The following is a 21,551-nucleotide window of genomic DNA, read 5'->3' on the forward strand; positions in this document are numbered from 1 at the left end:
ATACTTATGAAAGGGGCAGCAATAGCTGCCCCTTTTTCTTTCTGCTATTTTATACCAGTAAATTTTGCATTTAATAAAAAAGGCCTATTTTTGTGACACAAAGCACGGGGGATTAGCTCAGCTGGCTAGAGCGCTTGCATGGCATGCAAGAGGTCATCGGTTCGACTCCGATATTCTCCACAAAAGGCAACTATCTATAGTTGCCTTTTTCGTTTTGTGGCTTCTATACTTACATACTCAATCCTGCCATCAAAGACTGCTGTTGGCAGTTGCAAGAATCTTCACAAAAGGTAGAGCAACATAATGTAGCCCGCAACAGAGTATAATCTACAATAAGCTAATTGTTAGCCCTAACAACTATATAAAAGACTTATAAGTGTCTAAAACAAAAGCCTGCTCTATTGGAGCAGGCTTTTGTTTTAGACACTATTTTAACGATAATGTATAGTTTATAATACCATCAGCTTATAGTTAAACTGATCCTGTTGGGTTGTAACTTTCAGCATATAAACACTTTTACCCTTTACATACTTCCCTAAACCTAAAATCAGTTCCTGATTTGCCTCAATAGTGCCTTTGTACAGCACACCAACAGTTTTTCCAGTCAAATCCACCAATTCAATTTTTAACTCATCAGCTACATTTGAGTTTATTCTGAGCTGGCCATTATGGTTTACTGGATTAGGGTATACTGTAATTTGCCCCTGTGCTTCATCAAGATTATTAATGGCAATTGATTTAGATGTAGAGCTTGCCGATATCTTGCTAGCAGATGAAGTTGTAGTGTTGCATGGCCCTAAAACGGCTCCACGCTGTAGCTCTTTTGCTACATTTTGCTCATTCACTTCTTTCTGCTTACCATCTTTACACATAATTACTACTGTAGGCTTGTTACCATTAACAGGGGTTGTAGTAGTTGTATCACCTCTCACATCCTGTACTGTAACAGTTACATCGCTCAGGGCAGTGCAACCCAATGCATCAGTTACCATAAGATTATAGGTTGTTGTAACTGTAGGGCATACCTGCAACGATTGAGAGGTAGCTCCTGTACTCCACTTATAAGTATAAGGTGCCTTCCCTCCGGATGCAGTTGCTGCCAGCGTCGTGCAGCTTTCCGGGGCATAACCATAATAAACCACAGCATCAGCTCCTGCATCGGCTACCAGCGCATCCAGTACAACAATCGTTGCTGAGGCAGTATTGCTACACCCATTGGCATCTGTATAACTATAAACTATTGTGTGAGTACCTACTCCGGCAACTTCCGGATAAAACACCCCGTTCTGAATGCCATTCCCCTGGTAAATACCTCCATTCGGGCTTCCGGCTAATGTTACAGGCCCTGCATTTAAACATACTTCGGCAGGTAAGTTTAACGCTACCTGAGGCAGTGGAGCCTCATCAAGTGCTATATGCACATGCTTACTAACGCAACCCAGGGCATCTACTACTATGCCAGTGTATTCACCTGCTGGTAAGCCTTTAAATTCAGGAGAAGTCTGATAAGTATTGCCATCATTAAGTGAATATTTGAAAGGAGCAGTTCCGCCCACTACGTTAAAAGTGATAGCACCATTACTGCTGCCAACACAAGGCTTCGAAACTATAGTATAATTTGGAGCAGGCAGTTCGCAGGCAGCAACTTCAATAATAAAGTCGCGGAGAATGTATGCCCCCGTATAGTCCCCTCCTATCTTTTCTCTGAGTTTTACATTAACCAGCCATTTACCATTTACGGGAGTACCCCATGTTAACAGGCCATTGCTGCTTACCTGGAACCCTGTTGCCTGCATTTTTTGATATACGCTATCAGTCAGGCCGTAAGGTACCTCGAGCGCATATACTTGTTCATGCCCATCCGGGTCTTCCATATTCAGACTAAAACTAATATTCTGGCCAGCCTGGAAACTGAGCAAGGGCAGATCCTGAAACTTTGGCGAAGAACTTGGCGCTGACAGTGAGTAGTTTACTACAGCAAATAACCCGATAGAATTATTATTGAAGTTAGAACCTACAGATCGGCAACAGCTCTTCCAGGATATTTCGTAAACCCCTGGCAGAGCCCATTTAACAACCTGCCTCTGAAAGTGCTCAACAGTTGTGCTATCCGAAAGAAATGTTTGCGAAACAGTTTTCATTGAGGTTTCAAGCTTGGGGCTGCCCTGATAACGAGGTATAACAGATCCGACTTCGCTCTTATCCCAATAACTTTTTATCAGTATCTCATACCTGCCATCACCAAGATGATTATAAGAAATTATACCGCCTTTAAAATGAGAGGCTGTAGCCGAAAAACCTATTAGAAAGAAAGCAAGCAGGCATAACAGGAATCGAAAAATGGGAAAACCTTTGCATTGGCTGGCACTGTTCTTTATAAAGGCTGATGAATTGATGAGTAAAGCTTGCTCCATATAGTATCCTTTTAAGTTTGTAAAGCAACACATACTAGTGCGCCATTCATAAATTTCAGAAACAATATAGTAAGCTTATATAATTAACAATATAAATTATCGAATATTATAACAAATTATAATTTAAAGAATAAAACAAACTACTGCTAGCCCACCATTTGTACTAAATCATATCAGTAAAGCAATTCAGAAACGGCATGTTCACAAAGCAGTCTGATAACACCTACCGCACACAAGCAATAAGCAATTAAAAACATATCGGATTAGTAATATTGCAAATCCATCCACAGTTTACTAATAGCCAATAGTCAGCTATAAACACTTAATTAATTACAAAGGCATAATCACAACACAATCCAACCTTATTCACCTTAACACATTCAACCACTTAAATATTTGCAATTTCTACCAGAAGCTACTACAATTGTATAAAACATATCAATTTTGAATATACAATATCACTAACATTAAAATGTTTATAAAATTGATAATTTAAAAACTAATTCAACCAACTTCTTTAGGTTACTCAAAAATTAATATCAGGAGTATGTATGCTTGCATACATTTTTAATTATTCAGAGCCAATAAAATTATCTAGCCTTATAAATGCCTTACCAAACAGCTAAAAAATTAAATTTTTAAATATGATTATTCAATCAAAACCATAGCACTAATACAGTATTTATACTCCGTTAAAGCTGACATCAATCTGAGCCTCTTAATCTATACCATATGAAAACAATTCTACTACCATCAACACGTCTGCTATACCACTTCTGCCTGCTATGGATTGTTTTGCTTTTTGCTAATGCCAGAACGCATGCATGGGCCAATAACGCTTACCAACAGGCAACTACGCCGACTATTGAATTAGTGGATCCGCCTCAGACTATTACTGCAACAAACGGAGGAGAGCAAACTCAATTTTATGTTATTTATTTTAATGATATCCCGAAATTTCAATCAGCATTCATCACGGTTACAGACCCTTCTGGAGAATTTACTATCTCAGCCGACTCTGTTAATTTCAGTCAGGTATTAGAAATTAAATCGAACGTAGATGGCTCTTTTCCGGAAACTGTACAAATCCATGTCAAATATAAGCCCTCAGGATCTGGAGAGCATATGGCAACCATTTCTCATAGCACACCAGGCGCAGAAACGCAGAATTTTAATGTTACAGGAGTAACTATTATCCCATTGCCTGTTCAATTACGGTCATTTAAAGCAAATAAGAGTCAATCTTCAGTGGTGCTGTATTGGAAAGCCGCTGCTGATGAAGATCTTTCACATTTCGAAATAGAAGCCTCTGCCAATCCTGGAAACGGATTTAAGAAAATAGGCACCATTGCTATTAACCTTAAGAATACGAAACTGGAAACTGATTATACTTTTGTTCACAACACTGCTAATAAAAGTAACTGGCAATATTTCCGGCTGGCGCAGGTATACTTCAACCACAGCACTTTATACAGTAAAATTATTGCAGTAAATGTAGAACTGATAACCGAAAACACAACTGCTGTATCGCCAAACCCCTTTTCCACAACTTCTCAGCTAAGCATATCGGCAGTAGAAGCCGGAAAGGTGAAAGTAGTAATGCATAACTTAAAGGGAGCGGAAGTCTTTAATGGATCTTATGATGTAATAGGCGGCGAAAACAAATTAGACCTGAATGCCATGCAAGAGCAGCCAGCGGGTGTGTACATCCTAACCTCAGAACTACATGGTGTAGTGAATAAGCTTAAACTTGTTAAACTATAACTGTTAAACTGATCAGGTATAAACTATACTTCAGAAAAGGTTATACCTATTGCCTCAGTTTTAAGCCTTACTTACCCTTTAACTATACTTTATACGACCCGCCAACCCTGCTAAGCGTACTTGTAAAGACCAATCACTAATTTAAAACGAGGGGAGGAAAGTATGGCGTTTAACTTTGAGGACAATAAGAAAGATGCGGTAGTACTTTTAAATGCCGTAGCGCAGGAGCTTAATACCGATGATATGAATCAGGCAGGGCGCGTGTTCAGGGCGGTATTGCAAAGTATACGCGACAGGCTGCCGGTAAACGAAGCCGTGCATTTTGCAGCACAGCTGCCTATTATCTGGAAAGGAATATACTTCGACCAGTATGAACCGGATAAAGTACCGATAACAATTCGGGATGCGCAGGCCTGGCTCGATTACATCAGAAGCAAAAATGCGTTTGCAGCCAACAACGATTTTCAGCAGGACGAAGAAATAGCACACGCTTTCAGAGCTGTTTTCAACACTTTACAGAAGTATATTTCTGAAGGACAGTTGCAGCAGGTAAAACAGGCCTTGCACCAGGACATACAGGAAATGCTGGAAGTATAAGTATAAACAAAGAGCCACCCGACCAGGTGGCTCTTTGTTGTTAGCGGTATCGGGCTTTGGCAAAGTATAAAAGTATACCTATCCAGCCCCTATAATAATTGTTACACAAACAAGCCCTCCACAGAAAGGTAACGCTCGCCGGTATCGTAGCAGAAAGTAAGAATCCTGGAGCCTGCCGGCACCCCTTCATCTAACTTCTGGGCCACAGCGGCCAACGATCCTCCTGATGATACACCTATAAAGATACCTTCTTCCAGGGCAGCACGACGGGCATAATTAAAGGCATCATCCGCTTTTACCTGTATCACGCCATCTAAAAGTGTTGTATCCATTATTTTAGGAATAAAACCTGCTCCAACGCCCTGTATCGGGTGCGGCCCTGGTTGTCCGCCGCTAAGCACCGGCGAAGCTTCCGGTTCTACAGCAAATACTTTCAGGTTAGGGAAACGCTGCTTCAGCACTTTGGCCACACCGGTAATATGCCCGCCTGTACCTACACCTGTTATTAAATAGTCGAATCCTTCCGGGAAGTCGCGCAATATTTCCTGTGCAGTTGTATCAATATGAATCTGTGTATTGGCTTCATTATCAAACTGCATCGGCATCCAGGCATCAGAAATATCTGCTACCATTTCCTGCGCTTTTTCAATAGCTCCTTTCATGCCTTTCTCACGTGGCGTAAGTTCCAGTTTGGCACCATAAGCAGCCATCAAACGCCGGCGCTCTATCGACATCGATTCGGGCATTACCAACACCAACTGATAGCCTTTTACAGCAGCTACCATCGCCAGGCCAACCCCTGTGTTACCCGACGTAGGTTCTATGATCACGCTATTCTTGTTAAGTATGCCTTTGCGCTCGGCATCCTCGATCATGGAGAGGGCAATGCGGTCTTTTATACTTCCGCCGGGGTTGCTGCGCTCCAGCTTCATCCATACTTCTGCCTGCTTATCAAACAGCTTGTTGATGCGCACAACAGGTGTATTTCCTATAGTTTCTAGTATAGTATTGGCTTTCATATAGTCTAGCTTTATAGTTTAGATTGAATAATTAAGTATACCGGCCGGCTCAGAAACTTGGCTTACTTTTATTTGTGGCCGATGGTAGATACGTGAATAAGGAGGCACGCTTTCAGTAAGCCACACGTTGCCGCCTACTATGCTATAAGCACCCACTACCGTATTACCGCCCAGTATAGTTGCTCCGGAATAAATAATAACATAATCCTCTATAGTTGGGTGGCGCTTAATATTGGCCATAGCCTTGTCTACGCTAAGTGCGCCCAGCGTTACACCCTGGTATACTTTCACATGATTGCCGATGATGGTAGTTTCGCCGATGACAACGCCGGTACCGTGGTCGATGCAGAAATGCGAGCCTATTTTGGCGCCAGGGTGAATATCGATACCGGTTTTGGCATGTGCATACTCTGATAAAATACGTGGCAGGAACGGAATATGCAGGCGATAAAACTCATGGGCAAGCCTGTGCGCCGCCACTGCTCTGAACCCCGGGTAAGACCTTATCACTTCAGTTATACTTTGCGCAGCCGGGTCGCCGTCTGCAATGGCAACAGCATCCGTCATACAGAGGTGATAGACAGTAGGCAATTGCTGCATTATTTCCTCCGACAGTTGCTTTGCCGGCGCAGGCAACACCTTTTCCAGGTTCATCAGTATCTGCTGGAGTTCAATCTGCAGGCCTTCTGCATACACAGCCACTGCTTCGGTCGTATCCAGGCGCTGCTCCGACAAAGGCGGGAAAAGCAACTGCATAATGCCTTCCAGAAAATGACAGGCCGCAGAGCCAGGCATCTGGTTATGAAGCTTCTGGTGCTCCTCAAAAAGTTTCCTTATAAAATGATTGTCCATGGATATAGTAACAACAGGGTTTGTAGCCAACTGTTTTAAATACGAAAAGAGGACCTTTTGTGCGGTCCTCTTTTCAGGAGAATTCAAATTGAGTTTTTCAGCTACAGGAATACGAGCCAAAATAGATTAGTCAGCCTAATAAATCAGGGAGTTATAACAGGTTTTATGCAACCCCGCTGTGCAATGTAAAAGCGGTTTATACTTTGCTTCGATGACTTGAAAGTATAAGCTGACAGCGCCTATAGTTTATGATCCTGGGCTTTCACGATAAATACCAGGAAAAGGAAAGAGATGAATGCGCAGGCAGCAGCGGCTAAAAATACTATTGAAAAGTTTGCAGGATTGTTACCGTACAGCCACCCCGCTGCCAGGGCGCCTAAACCAATGCCGGCCTCCAAAGCAATATACATGGTAGCCATGGCGCGGCCACGATGGTCTTTGTGGCTCAGGTCGATGGTCCAGGCGAAAATGGTGGGAGAATTCATACCGGAGGCCACACCAAACAAAACACCCGACAGCAATAACTGCGTTGGCGTTGCCGAAAAACCTACTGCCAGCATGGCTAACACAAGCAGCGCTGTGCTTACACGCAACAAGTTCACACGCCCATACTTATCAGAAACGCGACCTGCCATAAACCTTATTGCCAATGAAGAGATCGTAAAACTCAGAAAGAACAAGCCTTTGTTTTTAATGCCCAGGTGCTCGCTCAGGTCAGGAATAATGGTTAGCACCACGCCATAAGCAAAGTAGCAGAACAACATAACCACAGAAGGAGCAAGTACGCGGGGTTCAAAAATTTCGCTACGCGATATCTTGAGCAAACCCATTCTGAAACGGTGCGGATCGCTGACTGTTTCGTGCATGCGGGCGATTACAGCTACAGATAAAAATGCTGCACCCGACGAAGCATAAAACATTGTATCCAGTGAAAACTGGTTAGCTATGGCCCCGCCCAAAGCCGGCCCGGCTGCCATGCCCAGACTACCCGACAAGCCAAGTAAGCCGGTAGCCTCGCCTCTCCTGTTTGTAGGTATAATATCGGCTACATAAGCAGCGGTGCCTGTTGGCGTAAAACCAGTAGAGAAACCATGCACAAACCGCAACAGCAGAAAAGCAGCTACAGAACCTGTTAAAGGGTATAAAAAGCCGCAAAGTATACAAACAGCACCGCCAACCACCATTACCGGTATTCTACCGATCTTATCAGCTAGCTGCCCGCTAAAAGGGCGCGATAAACCCGCTGTTAAAGTAAAAAGAGCAACGATAAGGCCTTTATACTCAGCGCCACCCAAACTGGAAATATAGGCAGGCAGCTCTGGTATGATCATGTTGAAGCTGGCAAAAAAGAGAAAAGAACTCAAACAAAGCAACCCAAACTGAAGCCCGTACACCCGCGATACCTGTTCTGCCATAATAATTAAAACGTGCCGCAAGTTGGCAAAAACCCGGAATAATGCCGCCAGATTTAAGCTATAGTTTGCATAAAAAAGGGGAGGCCGGCATTCTAGCTGCCGGCCTCCCCTTTTTTATACTTTATACTTTTGGGTTATGATGCCAACACAGTTTTAGCATGCATTTGAACCCCATTTACCTCAATATTTTTCTCGATGGCAGCCAATCGTAGACTTGTGGCTACATGATTTGCCACCTCGCGCGCAGGAATAGCACTCAGGCTTAACCTTTTTTTATGACCGCCCTGAAGTTCGAACAGAACAAAGGTTTCAGTTACCCGCATACTTAAAACCTCAGCCCAGTAAAGCACGCTATCGTTACCGTACAGGCCCAATCTATAAGATATCTTTTCTGGAGTCATAGAAAAATAAGCATCTTTAAGGCGCAGGCGATCGGTAGCTACGGCCAGGGCAAGTATACCCAGCAGGCTGATTATACCGGCAGCAACAATCCAGTCGAACCTGAGCCGTGCCTCTTGCAACTCACGAACAAGCGCGTAAGCTCCACCAGAAAATAAAAAGATCCCTGCCAGCAGGAAGCTTCTTTTAGTTCTTTTTAATTCTTTCTGTGGGTATAAACTAACATACATAGGTACTATACTTTAAATTGTAAGCAATCTGGCATAGATAACTGCTGTACTTCCTGCCATTAAAGAAATTTCCTCTATACTTTCCGAAGCTAAACAAGAGATTTTATAGCCCCTTTTCGCTTTACAAATTAAATATAGCTATATTTTACCATACAACCTTATTTTTATAACTATATTAATACAAATATTAATATACCAACAAATAAAATAAAATAGCCCGGTAGACAACTAAAACAAGTATGAAAAAACAGTATACTTTTGCTTTTGCCCTTCTCATGCTGGCATCTTGCCGCCAGCAACCCCAAGTAAGCACTCCTACGCAACAGCCGGCAGAGTCCAAAGCTGCGATTAATAAGTTTTCTGATAATACACTTCAGCAGATTTATACTTTGCAGGACGAGCGTAAAACCTCCGACTTGCTCCCGTACCTGCAACATCCTAAAGCAAAATACCGCTACGAAACCGCACTGGCCTTCGCCTCTGTGCAGGATACTTTGGCGATACCGCAACTACTGGGTTTACTTTCGGATACAACCACAAATGTGCGCAGGGCTGCGGCGTATGCTATTGGCCAGATTGGGAACAAAAAGGCACAGCAAGGTTTAATACAGCATATTCAGCAAGAAAAAAGGGCTGTAGTACAGGCAGAAATACTGGAAGCTTTGGGTAAACTTGCAACAAGCGAAGGCGTTTCTTACCTGGCTTATCTTCAGGCGACCGATACAACTGCACTGGCAGGCCAGGCCTGGGGACTTTACAGAGCCGGGCAACGCCAGAAGCAAAACACACAGGCCATAGAAAAAGCTGTTAGTTTTTTAAAACCTGAAATGCCATACGAAGCCCGCCTTGCCGCTGCTAACTTCCTGGGCCGCACTCCAAAACTAGACCTGACCAACTATAAGCAACAACTGCATGCCGCCGCAACCGCCGATAAATCTGCTGATGTGCGCATGGCTGCCACCCAGGCCCTGGCAAAAGTAAAGGCAAAAGATAAAGCAGTTTTACTTACCGGCATCGTACAGCACGACTCGGATTACCGTGTGCGCCTGAGCGCGATAAGAGCTTTAGCCGGGCTGGAGTTTGGAGCGATAAAAGATGTTGTAATGGCAGGCCTGCACGATCAGAATGTGAACACGGCGGTTGCCACAGCCGAATTTCTGCAGGCAAACTATAAAGGCGCTGATGTGAATGTGCTGAAGCAGGCGCTTGGCTCTGTAAAAGATGGCCGCGTGCGTGCCGGCCTTATCTGGGTTATACTGCATAACAGCCCTAAAAAAGAAGCACTAAGCGCACAGTACCGCCAGCTTTATACTTCTACCCAAAACCCTTATGACAAAGCACATCTGCTAAAAGCTCTTTCAGCCGATTACGGCAACTATAAATTTATTGAGCAGCAAACATTTAATGCGCCACAGCCTGTAATTGCTACTTATGGTATAGAGGCCCTGGCAGCTATGCGCCAGCAACCTGATTTCCCGAAAACACTGGAACAGGACTTTGCCGCAACATTTAAAAAGGCCATTGCCTCCGGCGATGTAGCTATAGTTGGCGTAGCTGCAGGCACAATCCGCGACCCTAAGCTGAACTATAAAGACCTTTACAAAAATTGTACTTTCCTGACCGAGGCCCAGCAGAAACTTGTATTGCCGCGCGATATGGAAACCAACATTGAGCTGCAGAAAACCATTGATTACTTGAGCGGGAAAGCTGAAACCACACAACCTCAGAACCCTTTTACCCACCCGATAGACTGGAAACTCATTCAGACGATAGCTGCTAACCAGCAAGCGATCATCAAAACTGAAAAAGGCGATGTAGTACTGCAATTGTTCGTAGAGGATGCCCCCGGTTCAGTGGCCAACTTTGTGGAGCTTACAAATAAGAAGTTTTTTGATGGTTTATACTTCCACCGGGTGGTGCCCAACTTTGTAGCACAAGGCGGCGACAAACGCGGCGATGGCTGGGGTAGCTCTGATTACTCTATCCGGTCGGAGTTTGCACCGTTGCATTACCGCGAAGGCTACGTAGGTATGGCATCTGCGGGCAAAGACACGGAAAGTAACCAATGGTTTATAACCCACTCTCCTACGCCACACTTAGATGGCCGCTACACTATTTTTGCCAAAGTAATAAAAGGCATGGATGTCGTGCATAAACTTAAGGTTGGCGATAAAATTATAGCAGTAGAGCTGAAGCAATAACAAGTATAAAGTATAAAAGGCAGCCCATAGAGGCTGCCTTTTATACTTTATAACCTATCTATCTGTTGGTTCTGCGGCTCAACCAGTTGAGACCAGTCTGCCAGTAAAAGCTTAAACTCCTGCTGCAAAGTCTGGCTGCGGTCTTTGGCATACCAGCCGTGTAATTTCTCTACAAACTCCTGATAAGGCGTGTTGTTTGCCTTCATTTCCAGAAACAGTTTCTGTGCCGGCTCCGGTCGTGGGCCCCAGGTTCCTAACTCTTCCAGTGTATCTGCTTTCAGGGCAACCAGTTTTGGTATGGAGCGGCCGCCGTTCGTTAAGTAGGCATCCATTACTTCGGGATTCTCATCACGTAGCAAAAGCTTTACTTCTATGTTTGGCGATGCATCGGCAATTTTAACGAGGGCTGGCACAATCTGAGCTGCATCGCCGCACCAGGGCTCTGTTAGTATGGCCCAGACCATTTTAGTTTGCACACTAAGCAATACCTGCAACAACTCATCTGTCAGCACGGTAGTCTTTTCCACGCGCCGCATCCGGTGCACATTCATTCGGGTGTATTCTATCATCGCTTCCGATTGGTTCGGGCCGGTTGTTTTCCCTTCTGCCAGCAGCTGATCGGTCATTTCGCGGTACTGGGTATAGGTAAGCGCCTTGGCTAAATGCTCTTTTGTTATTACTGTATTTGACATTATTTACTCTTTAAAACCTTTTATAAGTATACACTATACTTGCCGGCAATTAACTGATGGTTATTTTTTGAACTACACTTCCACCATCAGCATATTCCTTTATTAACACCTATCCAGGCAAAGTGTTTTCTTAAGCTTGTGGTATCAAGCCATACTTCCTAAACCTGATTTATGTACGTACGGAAGTATGGGTAATTGGTGAAATACAATGCGGTAGCCGACAATAGCCAACCTTAATGCCCGGCTTCGTAGCTTCTTTCTCCGGCAGGCACAGGTATAGGCAAAAAGTTTTGCCGTGGTGGCAGCGGGCAGGTGGCGTAAGGCACAAAAGCGCATGGCGGATTGGTAGCTTTGTTAAAATCCAGCACGGTGGTTCCGTCGGCAGCGGGCCTGGCGGCATACAGGTAACGGCCAGCACCGTAAGTTTCGGTTCCGTTGGTCTTATCAGCAAAAATGATGAATAACTTATCCTCTTCCTGAAGTGCATCGAGGCGGTATTCTTTCCCATCTACTGTAAACACCAGCGCACCCGGCGAATCCTCTTCGGATGTTTGCCCCAGCACGTTTGTTATGGCTATCTTTTTCGGAAAAGCGTTGGGTTCTAAGCGTGCCTGCACGCGCCAAGCCGGCGATACCTCGTAGCGATCCACGCCTTTAAAATTAGCGCGCGCCTTACTTTCCGAATCCCGTAACCTGATGCCATACTGGTCGCCGCGCCTAATCACAAACCAGGTTAGCGAGCCATACGTTAGTTGTGGCACTTCTTCTTTACCAGAAGTATAAATAACCGTTTCTTCGTTTATCGCTTCGCCGTTAAGCTTAATATTTATACTCGGGGCTGGTTTTATACTTACCTTATCGCCTGCAAGTATAAAACTGCCGGCGCTTGCAGGTACTTTACCCTCCGGAAACACTATGCTATTCTCTCTGGCACTGCCAAAGGTGTTTGTACCCGGCTTCAGCCAGAACAGGCCTGCTAATGCCAGCCAGCCATCTTCCTTTTTCAGGTTGGCTTCACGCTCCTGGTGCCATTGGTTTATACTTTCCACGTAAGCTGCTCCCGACTCAGGAGAGGCAGTTGTAGCCGGTGTTTCGGGTTGGTTGCTGGTGCAGGCTGTTGCGAGCATTAGCCCGGAAAGGCCAACAACAAAAAGTCTTTTTATCATAGTTGATTTTATACTTCAGGTATAGATTATTTGAGTTCAGTTTGTGGGAAAATTCCCTCTACATGGTGGCCTTACTGGCGCTTGAAAAGTATCTAACTCTTCTGCCAAAGTTACGCCACTTACAGAAGTAAAAACAAGAAAGCTCCCGGATTGATGCACCTATAGTTTACTAAAGTATAAAAGTATATTTTTATACTACAGCCAGAAGAAATACCTTCAACGGCAAAGGCTACAAAACATACGGTTATCTGTTAAAAATGACAATAAGCTGTATTTAAATGTGTGCAAGACAGTTGTTAGCAGTGAATTAATCAAGAACCAAAGCATTGAAAACAAAAAAATTTATACTGGTAACTCTAATCCTGCTAACTGCAGTAAGTAAGACTTTTGCTACAGCACAGGTTCCTGATATTCTTATTTATAACGGAGATACGCTTTCTATCTTCGCAAATCCGCTCGAACAGCTCCCTAACATTGATACCTTAAGACCAAAATTATTTGGAAGCAAAGAAGGCTGTACTACGACAGCTTGTTGGAGAGGATATCAGGCTGAATGGACTATAATTGAAAATCAACTCTTTTTAACGGGTATCTATAGTTGTTGCCATCATAAAGACAAGATTCAAGCAAATCTCAAACAACTGTTTGGCAATAAGCTAATTGATGAAAAAGTACAGGCTGATTGGGTTACTGCCGATTTAATTTCGCCTTTGGGGAAAGAGCTATACTATGTCCATATGGGATATGAGTCTTTATATGAGAAGGAAGTGTTATTCCAAATAGTGAAGGGGAATCTTATACGTAAGCACGTTTTTGATAACTCTAAATCAAGGCAGTCAATTTACAGTCAAGACAGTGAAAAATTGCTCAAACATATTTACAGTAACATTAACTGGGAAGAGCTGCCAACACAGGAAAAGACAGTAAAAGTTTTCATTCAATTTTCAGCAAACCAATACGGTACTATTGATAGTGTAACGATACTGAAAGGATTTAATGGAGTGTTTGACCGAGAAGCCGTAAGAGTTGTAAAGACCATTCCTGAGTGGGACGTTTATTATAGGCTTGGAAAACACGAAAGACGTGCTTGGTATATGCCAATTGTTTTCAGTGAGGAAAACTGGAGCAAGTATAAAAAGTAAAAGCTGAAAGAAGATAAAAGCCATTAGCTTTCATTTTATCTATCCTTTTCTAAATAAACTTGTATAAAAAAGGAGCTTTCACATTCCTTTATATTATTACCAGTTTTACTTATGGCACAACCAGATAAGAAAGTTACCGAAGCTTTTCTCCAATCCTTTGCCGATGCATTTAATGCCCATGATATTAAGGCGATAATGGCTCATATGACTGATGATTGTGTATTTGAGGCTTCGGCGGGGCCAGATATTGATGGTGAAAAATTTACCGGGCAACAGCAAGTCAGACAATCATTTGAAGATGTATTCACAACATTCCCTGATGCACACTGGGGCAATCCCAAACATTTTGTTTTAGGAGACAGGGGTTTTTCCGAGTGGGTTTTTACAGGCACTAAAACAGATGGTACTAAGGTTGAAGTTACAGGATGTGATTTATTCACTTTTAGGGATGGCAAAATAGCTATTAAAAATTCTTATAGAAAGAACCGCCTTCCAATGAAATAAGTATATAAATTCCCGCTAACAGTAACTAAAACATATTGAAACTTGCTTAAGTAAATCTGTTGGGAACAATATAGTTAACAGGAACACCTCTTTTACCTAGTCAATAAATTATAACTTTATTAATACTGTTTAGTATAAAAACACACTAAGTGTAGTATGTAAATTTCAACATATGAAAGCAAGACCGCTTTTACTGATAGTTTCTATCCTATTTATATGCGCCTGCGGAAAGGATAAAGATGCAAAATCATGTCTTGTACAGAGTATGATTGAAACACGAAATGGTTCCCCCATTATTAGTTCGTTCTTTACTTATGATGGTAGTAACAGGCTACTGGAGGTTAGCAGAACAGATCTGCCAGAAAGCCCTGATAATCGTGTTAAAACAACAACTTATACCTATGACGACAAAGGAAGGGTAATTGAAATAGTGCATCGCTATAGTGTCGGCGGAAGAACCGAAGATGCCTTAGATATTGAAACTTTCGATTATAATGAGCTAAATCAGGTTATAACTAAAGTGGTTTATGTTAAGCATGGCACCAATGCAAGAACTGAGTTACAAAGGCTTGAATTTACTTATGCAAAACCCTTTGAGCTTAAAATGGAGAAGTTATATTTTGAAGGTGCTCTACAGGTAACGAGTGAGTACACTTATACTTCAGGATTGATGACAAGAGTAAAGGAAACCTTCAAAGATCAAAGAACACATGAAGTGGAAATAAAGTATGATGGCAAGAAAAACCCTTATTCTACGTCTCCAGCCTTATTGGCCATTCAACTTGGCTATGGTTATCCTCACCAACACAATATAAGCAGCCTGTCTGGTAAATTATCGGGAGGAAGGAGTTATACAACTAGTATGAATTACACTTACTCTGAGAATGGTTATCCTGAAACCGCGCAGGAAATAACTTCACAGGAGGGCTCAGGGTTGAGTCTCAAGTATAACTATAATTGCTTTTAGAAAGTAATTAAGTTAACTCCTGTATAGTAAGAGGTCAGCTTAGCAGGAGTTAAACCGATTGTACTTCTCTTTTTAATACCCCGTCTCTTTCAGAATTCCCAGCCTGATTATCCTTTGCCAGCAACTTTTTGCTAACTTCACTACTGCACAGGAATCTACTGAACCAATGCCATACTTTAGTGTTGTCAAGCGAATGCTTACATTATATATCCGTTAGCTTGCCCTACATAATCATACTACAGCACCCCTATGAAGTATATTTTAGAAACTGAAAGACTAAGGTTAAGAGAATTTATACTTGCCGACACAAAGTTTATAATAGAACTTGTAAACACACCCGGGTGGATACAATACATCGGCGAAAGAAACGTAAAAACTGATGAGCAGGCAGTAAAATACCTCGAAAATGGCCCTCTGAAAAGCTACGCCCAACATGGTTTCGGTTTATACTTAGCAGAAACGAAAGACGACAAAAAACCAATCGGGATGTGCGGTATACTTAAACGCGATAACCTGGAAAACCCGGATATAGGCTTTGCCTTTTTGCCGGATTTTAACGGAAAAGGCTATGCTTTTGAAGTTGCCAGCGCTACTTTATCTTACGCAACAAATAAGTTAAACTTACCTACAGTTCTGGCTACCGTTTTACCTGATAATGCACGGTCTATTAAGCTTTTAGAGAAACTCGGGCTCAGGTTCATCAAAACGTTTTGTTACCCCGACAGCAAACAAGAACTACGCCTATACAGTAACTAAAAATACGGGCAAAATCTGTGTGGCATCAGACAATACAGAAAAATGGATCGAAATAAAATCACAACTGAAACCTGGGATAAGCTGGCATCGGCTTACCAGGACAGATTCATGGACCTGGACCTGTATAACGACACCTATGACACTTTTTGCCAATTAATTGAGAAGCCCTACGCTAAGATTTTCGAGATCGGGTGCGGCCCAGGCAACATAACAAGGTACCTGCTTTCTAAACGACCTGATTTCAAGATCGAAGGTATAGATGTGGCCCCGAACATGGTACAGTTAGCGCAGGCCAATAACCCAACCGCCAGTTTCAAGGTGATGGATTGCAGGGAAATTGATACACTCACCGATAAGTTTGATGCCATTATATGCGGGTTCTGTATGCCATATTTATCTAAAGCAGAGTGCGTAAAACTGATAAGCGATTGTTCAAACTTACTCGATAGCAACGGCATTTTATACTTCAGCGCGATAGAGGGCAACTACAGCAAATCCGGCTATGAAACCAGCAGCAACGGGCAATACAGCATGTATGTTTATTATCACGAGGCCGAATATCTACAGAAAGGGCTGCAGGAGAATAATTTTGAATTGATCGGGTTGAGCCGCAAACAATATCCCAAACCGGATAATTCAAGCTCAACTCATATGATCTTTATTGCCCGTAAAAAGTAAAACCTACCCTGGCAGATAGCTGCATTTTAGCTTCAAAATTGCTTTAATATTTATCAGCCATACTTTACAGCAAGTATAAAAATTAAAATGCCCCGCTTTTCTTAAGCAGGGCATTTAACTTCAAAAGAGTATAAATAAGTACTTATTTCCAGGAAGCCCAGTTAGAAGCTGCTGCCCAGTTATCTGTTCCTACTGCTCCTCTAAATGCTACCGTAGTAAAGAAAGTAGAATAATCCGGTCCGGAGAAATTAGCTCCCGTAAGCGCTGCTGCGCCACCCTGCAACGAAAAGTCCGGAGCTGCCGAGGCAGCATAAGGCGCTTTCAGTTTCAGGTCGGCAAGCGACTGGATTACCGTATTCTGGTTAGTTGAATTTGTTGCGAAGTTTGTTAGCTCTTCGTCTGCAACCACTTCGGTGTTTAGGTCCCAGGTAAAGGCTCTTGCAGAGTTATCGCTGTGCACCAGGTTAAACATAAATTCTGAGCCCTGGCCATTTAAAAGTATAGGCCGTGTTTTCATACATACCATTAAGCCGCCTTGCGGGTATTCTGCCACAATAGAGTTGCGCACGGCAAAGCGTGTAGCCTTCCGGATGTATACACCCTGGTTCAGGTTGGTTTTGGTAGTTTCGGCGCCTTGCGGGCCAAGTATGGTCATGTTAGAAATAACCGGGCGCGTATGAGGAACTGGCCCAAGGGCATCTTTGTCGTTGAGGCTTTCCATGCCGTTTGCCCGAAGCGCATGCGCAGATGGTGCCGCTGTACGATATGAGATTATGTACTGCAATTTGCCGGTATAGCCACGGTCAAAGTCAAAGTCGTCGTCGCCGTTGTTATAACCAATAAGGTATTTTGCGTTAACAGTGCCACCCACAAACTGAAAAGCATCGTCGCGGGAGTTGCGCACCATTACATGTTCTACTTTAGTTGCAGAGCCAACACTGAATAAGCTAAGGCCGCTGGCCATATCGGTTTCCCATTCATCTTCCGCATCCGGGTTCAGGCCACCGCAATACTCCAGGCGCAGGTAGTTTATTGCTCCGGAATTATCTCCGGCCACGTCGCCACCAAATTTAGTATCATCTGAAACAGGCAAACCAGGCACATTTCCGGTTACCAGGTTAGTAGGCGCTTTACCTAACAAAACTATACCTGCCCAGTCGCCGGGTGTTTTGGCTGTAGCTGCTGATGTAAAAACAACAGGCTTTTGGGCGGTGCCATTAACAAACAATTTAGCGCCTTGCTTAACTACCAGCCCGCCTTTTTCTGCTGTACTTTTTGCACCAACAAGAACGGTAACACCGGCTGGTATAGTAAGCGTTGCATTATTTTTTACATATACCTGCCCTTTCAGGTAGTAAGTGGCATTTTCCTTAAGTACCAGGTTTTCTGTGATAGCACCTTTTATAGTATCTGCCTTCTGTTCAGATGGGTCTGTTATATCAGGAGAAATATGGGATCCTTCGTCATCGCAGGACGCAAGGGATAGCAGTGCCAGGGAAGCACATAAAAAGTAAATCCTTCTCATAAATTAAGTAAAATTTTAAGTATCAATCTTATTTAGGGTAACAGTGCCAGGCTCCTGTTTAACTCATAGTTTATAAGTATAGCCTGGCATAATGATCTGAAACTACAACCCTGCATTTCTCCTCTATTTACAGGCAGTTAGCTAGTGGGCTACTGCAGAGAAGTATAGTACTTATGCAAAGTTTAGTTTAATCAGAATACGCTAATAAGAAGAACGTGAACTTCACTTAAATCTGTATAAACAGGATTTTTTAGTTAAAAATAAAAAATATTTAATGGATCGTTTCGTCTGAAGAGCAAGAAGCAATTAACTGAGCAAGTGCTGTGATGATAAGTATAATTTAGCTGTTATTAAGGTACCGGGTCATAGCCGCTTCCGCCCCAGGGGTGGCAACGCCCTATACGCTTTGCAGCCAGCTTACCGCCTTTAAAAGGTCCATACTTTTTTACAGCATCCACGGCATACTGCGAGCAGGTAGGTGTGAAACGGCAACTGGCGGGTGTTAACGGCGAAATCAGGTGCTGGTAAACCCAGATGAGCGCGAGCATTATTTTTTGAAGTATCCAGGCCATGGTTTAATAATTGTGTAAGCTAATTCGGCTAACATCCGTTAGGAGCCACATTTTTTTATAAATTTGCTTCAGTTAACTCATCTAAACAAAATTTCATGATAAAAAGGATTCTTTCACTACTACTTTTAGTCTCGCTGAGTGCGCCATTTGCTGCCAAAGCCGACGAAGGTATGTGGCTGCCTATGCTTATCAAGCGCTTAAACCACGCTGACATGCAGAAAAAAGGGCTTAAGCTTACAGCCGAAGAGATTTACAACGTTAACAACTCCAGCTTAAAAGATGCGATCGTACAGTTCGGTGGTTTCTGCACCGGCGAGTTCATCTCTAAAGAAGGTTTGCTGCTAACAAACCACCACTGCGGTTACGGAGCTGTTCAGTCTCACTCTACTACCGAACACGATTACCTGACAGATGGTTTCTGGGCTACTGACCGTAACAAAGAACTTCCGAACGAGGGGCTGTTTGTTGATATACTAGTGCGCATGGATGATGTAACCGGCAAAGTGCTGGAGGGCATTAATAACAATACGCCAGAACAGGAGCGCGCGCAGGCTGTAGCACAGCGCATGCAGGCCATTGCAAAAGAAGCCAGCAACAACGGCCAGTACGTATCTTACGTGCGCGATTTCTACAATGGCAACGAGTTTTACCTGTTCGTGTATGAGCGTTTCAACGACGTGCGCTTAGTAGGTGCTCCTCCGTCATCGGTTGGTAAATTTGGCGGCGACACTGACAACTGGATGTGGCCACGCCACACCGGCGACTTCTCGATGTTCCGTGTTTACATGGCCCCGGATGGCAAACCAGCTGCTTACAGCAAAGACAACGTTCCTTACAAGCCAAAGCACCACCTGCCAATTAATATTGGTGGCGTAGACCAGGACGACTTTGCCATGGTATTCGGTTTCCCGGGTCGTACCAAGCGTTTCATGACATCGCAAGGCCTGCAATTGGAAGTTGACCAGCTGAACAAGACCCGCATTAAACTGCGCGACAAAAAGCTTAACCTGTGGAAAGAAGACATGGACAAAGATGCGGCTACCCGTATCAAGTATGCATCCAAGTATGCGTCTATCTCTAACTACTACAAATACTCTATCGGCCAGAACGAAGGCATTAAGCGTATGAAAACAATCGAAGGCAAGCAAGCCGACGAGCGTAAGTACCAGGCTTGGGCAGATGGCGATGCACAGCGCAAAGCCCTTTATGGTAACGTGCTGAAGGATATTGATGAGGCTTATGCCAATATTGCCAAGTATAACTTGGGCAGCGTGTACCTGAACGAAGCCATATTAGGCACTGAGTCGCTGATGATGGCTTACCGCTTAACAGCCCTGAACAATGCGCTTAAGTCTGGCGATGCGGCGGCTGCTAAAAAAGCTGCTGAAGACCTGAAGCCTCGCGTTGATGCTTTCTTTAAAGACTATAATGCTGCTACCGATAAAAAGGTATTTGCATCAATGCTGAAGTTCTACAACGATGATATCGCTAAAGACCAGCAGCCGGAAGCTTTCAAGAAACTGGTAGCAAAGTATAAAGGCGACTTCAATAAACTGGCTGACTATGTATACAGCAACTCTATAGTTGTATCAGAGCAGAAAATGAATGATTTCCTGAAGAACCCGGCTCAGAAGAAACTGGAGTCAGATCCGGCTTTCCAGATCGTGAATGCCATCATGGAAAACTATACTGCTAACATCGCACCTAAACTGGCTGAGAGCAATGCGAAACTGGCTAAAGCCAACCGCGTTTATGTGGCCGGCCTGCGCCTGATGAACCCTGATAAAGTATACTCTGCGGATGCAAACTCAACCCTGCGCCTGAGCTATGGTACTGTAAGAAACTACAAACCTGAAGATGGTGTAACGTATGAGTTTACAACCACAATGGAGGGTATCATACAGAAAGAAGACCCGAACAACGAAGAGTTTATAGTTCCTGCTAAACTGAAGCAACTATACCAGGCAAAAGACTATGGCCGTTATGGCAAAAATGGTCAGCTGGTAGTTAACTTCATTACTGATAACGACATTACAGGCGGTAACTCTGGTTCTCCTGTTATTAACGGTAACGGCGAGTTGATCGGCCTTGCATTCGATGGTAACTGGGAAGCTATGACAGGTGACCTTGTTTACGACCCGGATTACAAGCGTTGCATTAACATGAGCGCAAACTACCTGTTGTTCATAATCGACAAATACGCAGGTGCTACTAACCTGATAAACGAGATGACGATTGTAGACACGAACAGCCCTGGCGCTAAAGATGCTACAACAACTGCTGCTGCAGGATCATCTGAACTACTGGAAGATGCTGTAAAGCAGGCAAAAGCTGACCTTGCTTCTGGAAAGAAATCAGTAAAGATCAAAAAATCTGCCGGTAAGAAAAGAGTAAAGCTGGAAGTGAAGAACTAAGCCATAGCTTTAAGTATAGAAAAGGCGCTGAAGATAACTTCAGCGCCTTTTTTCTTTTATACTGACTGTAGTTTCAACCGCCTAGCAATTTCACCTCACCCTAGCCCTCTCCTTGAGGAGAGGGGATTTGGCCTTTGACTATACTTCAAGTATAAGTTTTATAATTCATGTATCCAACCACCCCTGCCCCTCCTTGTCTAAGGAGGGGAGTTTTCCGCCTGTTGCTGCTTCAGCTTTCATCTCG

General features: G+C 43.5%; 18 protein-coding genes and 1 tRNA gene. 10 read left to right on the forward strand and 9 right to left on the reverse strand.

Features of this window, described 5'->3' with window-relative positions; all coding sequences use genetic code 11:
- Positions 1 to 106: 106 nt before the first annotated feature.
- Positions 107 to 180 (forward strand) — tRNA-Ala (locus tag LWP20_RS08965).
- Between the two features lie 269 nt (positions 181 to 449).
- Here LWP20_RS08965 and LWP20_RS08970 read toward each other — a convergent pair.
- Entirely contained in the window at positions 450 to 2,141 is a 1,692-nt protein-coding gene (locus LWP20_RS08970; protein ID WP_242927785.1) for a T9SS type A sorting domain-containing protein, read from the reverse strand.
- Positions 2,142 to 3,146: 1,005 nt separating this feature from the next.
- On the opposite strand from LWP20_RS08970, the gene LWP20_RS08975 reads away from it, so the two are divergent.
- Entirely contained in the window at positions 3,147 to 4,178 is a 1,032-nt protein-coding gene (locus tag LWP20_RS08975; RefSeq protein WP_242927786.1) for a T9SS type A sorting domain-containing protein, read from the forward strand.
- A 162-nt stretch (positions 4,179 to 4,340) separates the two neighbouring features.
- A complete protein-coding gene (locus LWP20_RS08980; RefSeq protein ID WP_242927787.1) occupies positions 4,341 to 4,775 on the forward strand; it encodes a DUF2267 domain-containing protein in 435 nt (144 codons plus the stop codon).
- A 101-nt stretch (positions 4,776 to 4,876) separates the two neighbouring features.
- On the opposite strand, the gene cysK is transcribed toward LWP20_RS08980, so the two are convergent.
- The 4 genes from cysK to LWP20_RS09000 form a co-directional block, all read right to left on the reverse strand.
- Complete coding sequence (gene cysK / locus LWP20_RS08985) at positions 4,877 to 5,794, reverse strand: cysteine synthase A (RefSeq protein WP_242927788.1); 918 nt, start codon at positions 5,792 to 5,794, stop codon at positions 4,877 to 4,879.
- Between the two features lie 18 nt (positions 5,795 to 5,812).
- Entirely contained in the window at positions 5,813 to 6,646 is an 834-nt protein-coding gene (gene epsC, locus LWP20_RS08990; RefSeq protein ID WP_242927789.1) for a serine O-acetyltransferase EpsC, read from the reverse strand.
- Positions 6,647 to 6,885: 239 nt separating this feature from the next.
- Complete coding sequence (locus LWP20_RS08995; protein WP_242927790.1) at positions 6,886 to 8,061, reverse strand: MFS transporter; 1,176 nt, start codon at positions 8,059 to 8,061, stop codon at positions 6,886 to 6,888.
- 134 nt (positions 8,062 to 8,195) lie between these two features.
- Complete coding sequence (locus tag LWP20_RS09000) at positions 8,196 to 8,690, reverse strand: hypothetical protein (RefSeq protein WP_242927791.1); 495 nt, start codon at positions 8,688 to 8,690, stop codon at positions 8,196 to 8,198.
- A 239-nt stretch (positions 8,691 to 8,929) separates the two neighbouring features.
- Between LWP20_RS09000 and LWP20_RS09005 the strand changes: the two genes are divergently transcribed.
- Positions 8,930 to 10,891: a peptidylprolyl isomerase gene (locus LWP20_RS09005; RefSeq protein ID WP_242927792.1), complete on the forward strand. Its 1,962-nt coding sequence runs from the start codon at positions 8,930 to 8,932 to the stop codon at positions 10,889 to 10,891.
- Positions 10,892 to 10,938: 47 nt separating this feature from the next.
- On the opposite strand, the gene LWP20_RS09010 is transcribed toward LWP20_RS09005, so the two are convergent.
- Both LWP20_RS09010 and LWP20_RS09015 read right to left on the reverse strand, forming a co-directional pair.
- Positions 10,939 to 11,583 carry a thioredoxin family protein gene (locus LWP20_RS09010; protein ID WP_242927793.1) on the reverse strand — a complete coding sequence of 215 codons (645 nt, stop codon included), beginning with the start codon at positions 11,581 to 11,583 and terminating at the stop codon, positions 10,939 to 10,941.
- A gap of 233 nt (positions 11,584 to 11,816) precedes the next feature.
- Positions 11,817 to 12,749, reverse strand: coding sequence for a DUF1684 domain-containing protein (locus LWP20_RS09015; RefSeq protein WP_242927794.1), 933 nt, complete (start codon positions 12,747 to 12,749; stop codon positions 11,817 to 11,819).
- A gap of 326 nt (positions 12,750 to 13,075) precedes the next feature.
- On the opposite strand from LWP20_RS09015, the gene LWP20_RS09020 reads away from it, so the two are divergent.
- The 5 genes from LWP20_RS09020 to LWP20_RS09040 all read left to right on the forward strand — a co-directional run bounded on the left by LWP20_RS09020 (position 13,076) and on the right by LWP20_RS09040 (position 16,796).
- Positions 13,076 to 13,891: an energy transducer TonB gene (locus LWP20_RS09020; protein WP_242927795.1), complete on the forward strand. Its 816-nt coding sequence runs from the start codon at positions 13,076 to 13,078 to the stop codon at positions 13,889 to 13,891.
- Between the two features lie 111 nt (positions 13,892 to 14,002).
- Positions 14,003 to 14,395 (forward strand): nuclear transport factor 2 family protein, encoded by a 393-nt coding sequence (locus LWP20_RS09025; RefSeq protein WP_242927796.1) that lies wholly within the window; start codon positions 14,003 to 14,005, stop codon positions 14,393 to 14,395.
- A 172-nt stretch (positions 14,396 to 14,567) separates the two neighbouring features.
- Positions 14,568 to 15,362: a hypothetical protein gene (locus tag LWP20_RS09030; protein WP_242927797.1), complete on the forward strand. Its 795-nt coding sequence runs from the start codon at positions 14,568 to 14,570 to the stop codon at positions 15,360 to 15,362.
- 249 nt (positions 15,363 to 15,611) lie between these two features.
- Positions 15,612 to 16,118 carry a GNAT family N-acetyltransferase gene (locus tag LWP20_RS09035; RefSeq protein ID WP_242927798.1) on the forward strand — a complete coding sequence of 169 codons (507 nt, stop codon included), beginning with the start codon at positions 15,612 to 15,614 and terminating at the stop codon, positions 16,116 to 16,118.
- 42 nt (positions 16,119 to 16,160) lie between these two features.
- Entirely contained in the window at positions 16,161 to 16,796 is a 636-nt protein-coding gene (locus LWP20_RS09040; protein ID WP_242927799.1) for a class I SAM-dependent methyltransferase, read from the forward strand.
- A 142-nt stretch (positions 16,797 to 16,938) separates the two neighbouring features.
- On the opposite strand, the gene LWP20_RS09045 is transcribed toward LWP20_RS09040, so the two are convergent.
- Together LWP20_RS09045 and yidD are read right to left on the reverse strand one after the other, a co-directional pair.
- Positions 16,939 to 18,321 (reverse strand): beta-helix domain-containing protein, encoded by a 1,383-nt coding sequence (locus LWP20_RS09045; protein ID WP_242927800.1) that lies wholly within the window; start codon positions 18,319 to 18,321, stop codon positions 16,939 to 16,941.
- A 350-nt stretch (positions 18,322 to 18,671) separates the two neighbouring features.
- Positions 18,672 to 18,893, reverse strand: a complete 222-nt coding sequence (gene yidD / locus LWP20_RS09050) for a membrane protein insertion efficiency factor YidD (RefSeq protein WP_242927801.1) — start codon at positions 18,891 to 18,893, stop codon at positions 18,672 to 18,674.
- Positions 18,894 to 18,988: 95 nt separating this feature from the next.
- Here yidD and LWP20_RS09055 point away from each other — a divergent pair, with 95 nt between their 5' ends.
- Positions 18,989 to 21,307 (forward strand): S46 family peptidase, encoded by a 2,319-nt coding sequence (locus tag LWP20_RS09055; RefSeq protein ID WP_242927802.1) that lies wholly within the window; start codon positions 18,989 to 18,991, stop codon positions 21,305 to 21,307.
- Positions 21,308 to 21,551: the final 244 nt, after the last annotated feature.

The sequence above is a fragment of the Pontibacter vulgaris genome (assembly GCF_022758145.1).
In the GTDB taxonomy this organism is placed as follows: domain Bacteria; phylum Bacteroidota; class Bacteroidia; order Cytophagales; family Hymenobacteraceae; genus Pontibacter; species Pontibacter vulgaris.

What these genes read in the sequence shown, in the direction of transcription:
- LWP20_RS09055 (WP_242927802.1), top strand. Translation starts at nt 18,989, where the DNA reads ATGATAAAAAGGATTCTTTCACTACTACTTTTAGTCTCGCTGAGTGCG.
- LWP20_RS09015 (WP_242927794.1), bottom strand. Translation starts at nt 12,749, where the DNA reads ATGATAAAAAGACTTTTTGTTGTTGGCCTTTCCGGGCTAATGCTCGCA.
- LWP20_RS08980 (WP_242927787.1), top strand. Translation starts at nt 4,341, where the DNA reads ATGGCGTTTAACTTTGAGGACAATAAGAAAGATGCGGTAGTACTTTTA.
- cysK (WP_242927788.1), bottom strand. Translation starts at nt 5,794, where the DNA reads ATGAAAGCCAATACTATACTAGAAACTATAGGAAATACACCTGTTGTG.
- LWP20_RS09045 (WP_242927800.1), bottom strand. Translation starts at nt 18,321, where the DNA reads ATGAGAAGGATTTACTTTTTATGTGCTTCCCTGGCACTGCTATCCCTT.
- epsC (WP_242927789.1), bottom strand. Translation starts at nt 6,646, where the DNA reads ATGGACAATCATTTTATAAGGAAACTTTTTGAGGAGCACCAGAAGCTT.
- LWP20_RS08970 (WP_242927785.1), bottom strand. Translation starts at nt 2,141, where the DNA reads ATGAAAACTGTTTCGCAAACATTTCTTTCGGATAGCACAACTGTTGAG.
- LWP20_RS09010 (WP_242927793.1), bottom strand. Translation starts at nt 11,583, where the DNA reads ATGTCAAATACAGTAATAACAAAAGAGCATTTAGCCAAGGCGCTTACC.
- LWP20_RS09040 (WP_242927799.1), top strand. Translation starts at nt 16,161, where the DNA reads ATGGATCGAAATAAAATCACAACTGAAACCTGGGATAAGCTGGCATCG.
- LWP20_RS08995 (WP_242927790.1), bottom strand. Translation starts at nt 8,061, where the DNA reads ATGGCAGAACAGGTATCGCGGGTGTACGGGCTTCAGTTTGGGTTGCTT.
- LWP20_RS09025 (WP_242927796.1), top strand. Translation starts at nt 14,003, where the DNA reads ATGGCACAACCAGATAAGAAAGTTACCGAAGCTTTTCTCCAATCCTTT.
- LWP20_RS09000 (WP_242927791.1), bottom strand. Translation starts at nt 8,690, where the DNA reads ATGTATGTTAGTTTATACCCACAGAAAGAATTAAAAAGAACTAAAAGA.
- yidD (WP_242927801.1), bottom strand. Translation starts at nt 18,893, where the DNA reads ATGGCCTGGATACTTCAAAAAATAATGCTCGCGCTCATCTGGGTTTAC.
- LWP20_RS09035 (WP_242927798.1), top strand. Translation starts at nt 15,612, where the DNA reads ATGAAGTATATTTTAGAAACTGAAAGACTAAGGTTAAGAGAATTTATA.
- LWP20_RS09005 (WP_242927792.1), top strand. Translation starts at nt 8,930, where the DNA reads ATGAAAAAACAGTATACTTTTGCTTTTGCCCTTCTCATGCTGGCATCT.
- LWP20_RS09030 (WP_242927797.1), top strand. Translation starts at nt 14,568, where the DNA reads ATGAAAGCAAGACCGCTTTTACTGATAGTTTCTATCCTATTTATATGC.
- LWP20_RS08975 (WP_242927786.1), top strand. Translation starts at nt 3,147, where the DNA reads ATGAAAACAATTCTACTACCATCAACACGTCTGCTATACCACTTCTGC.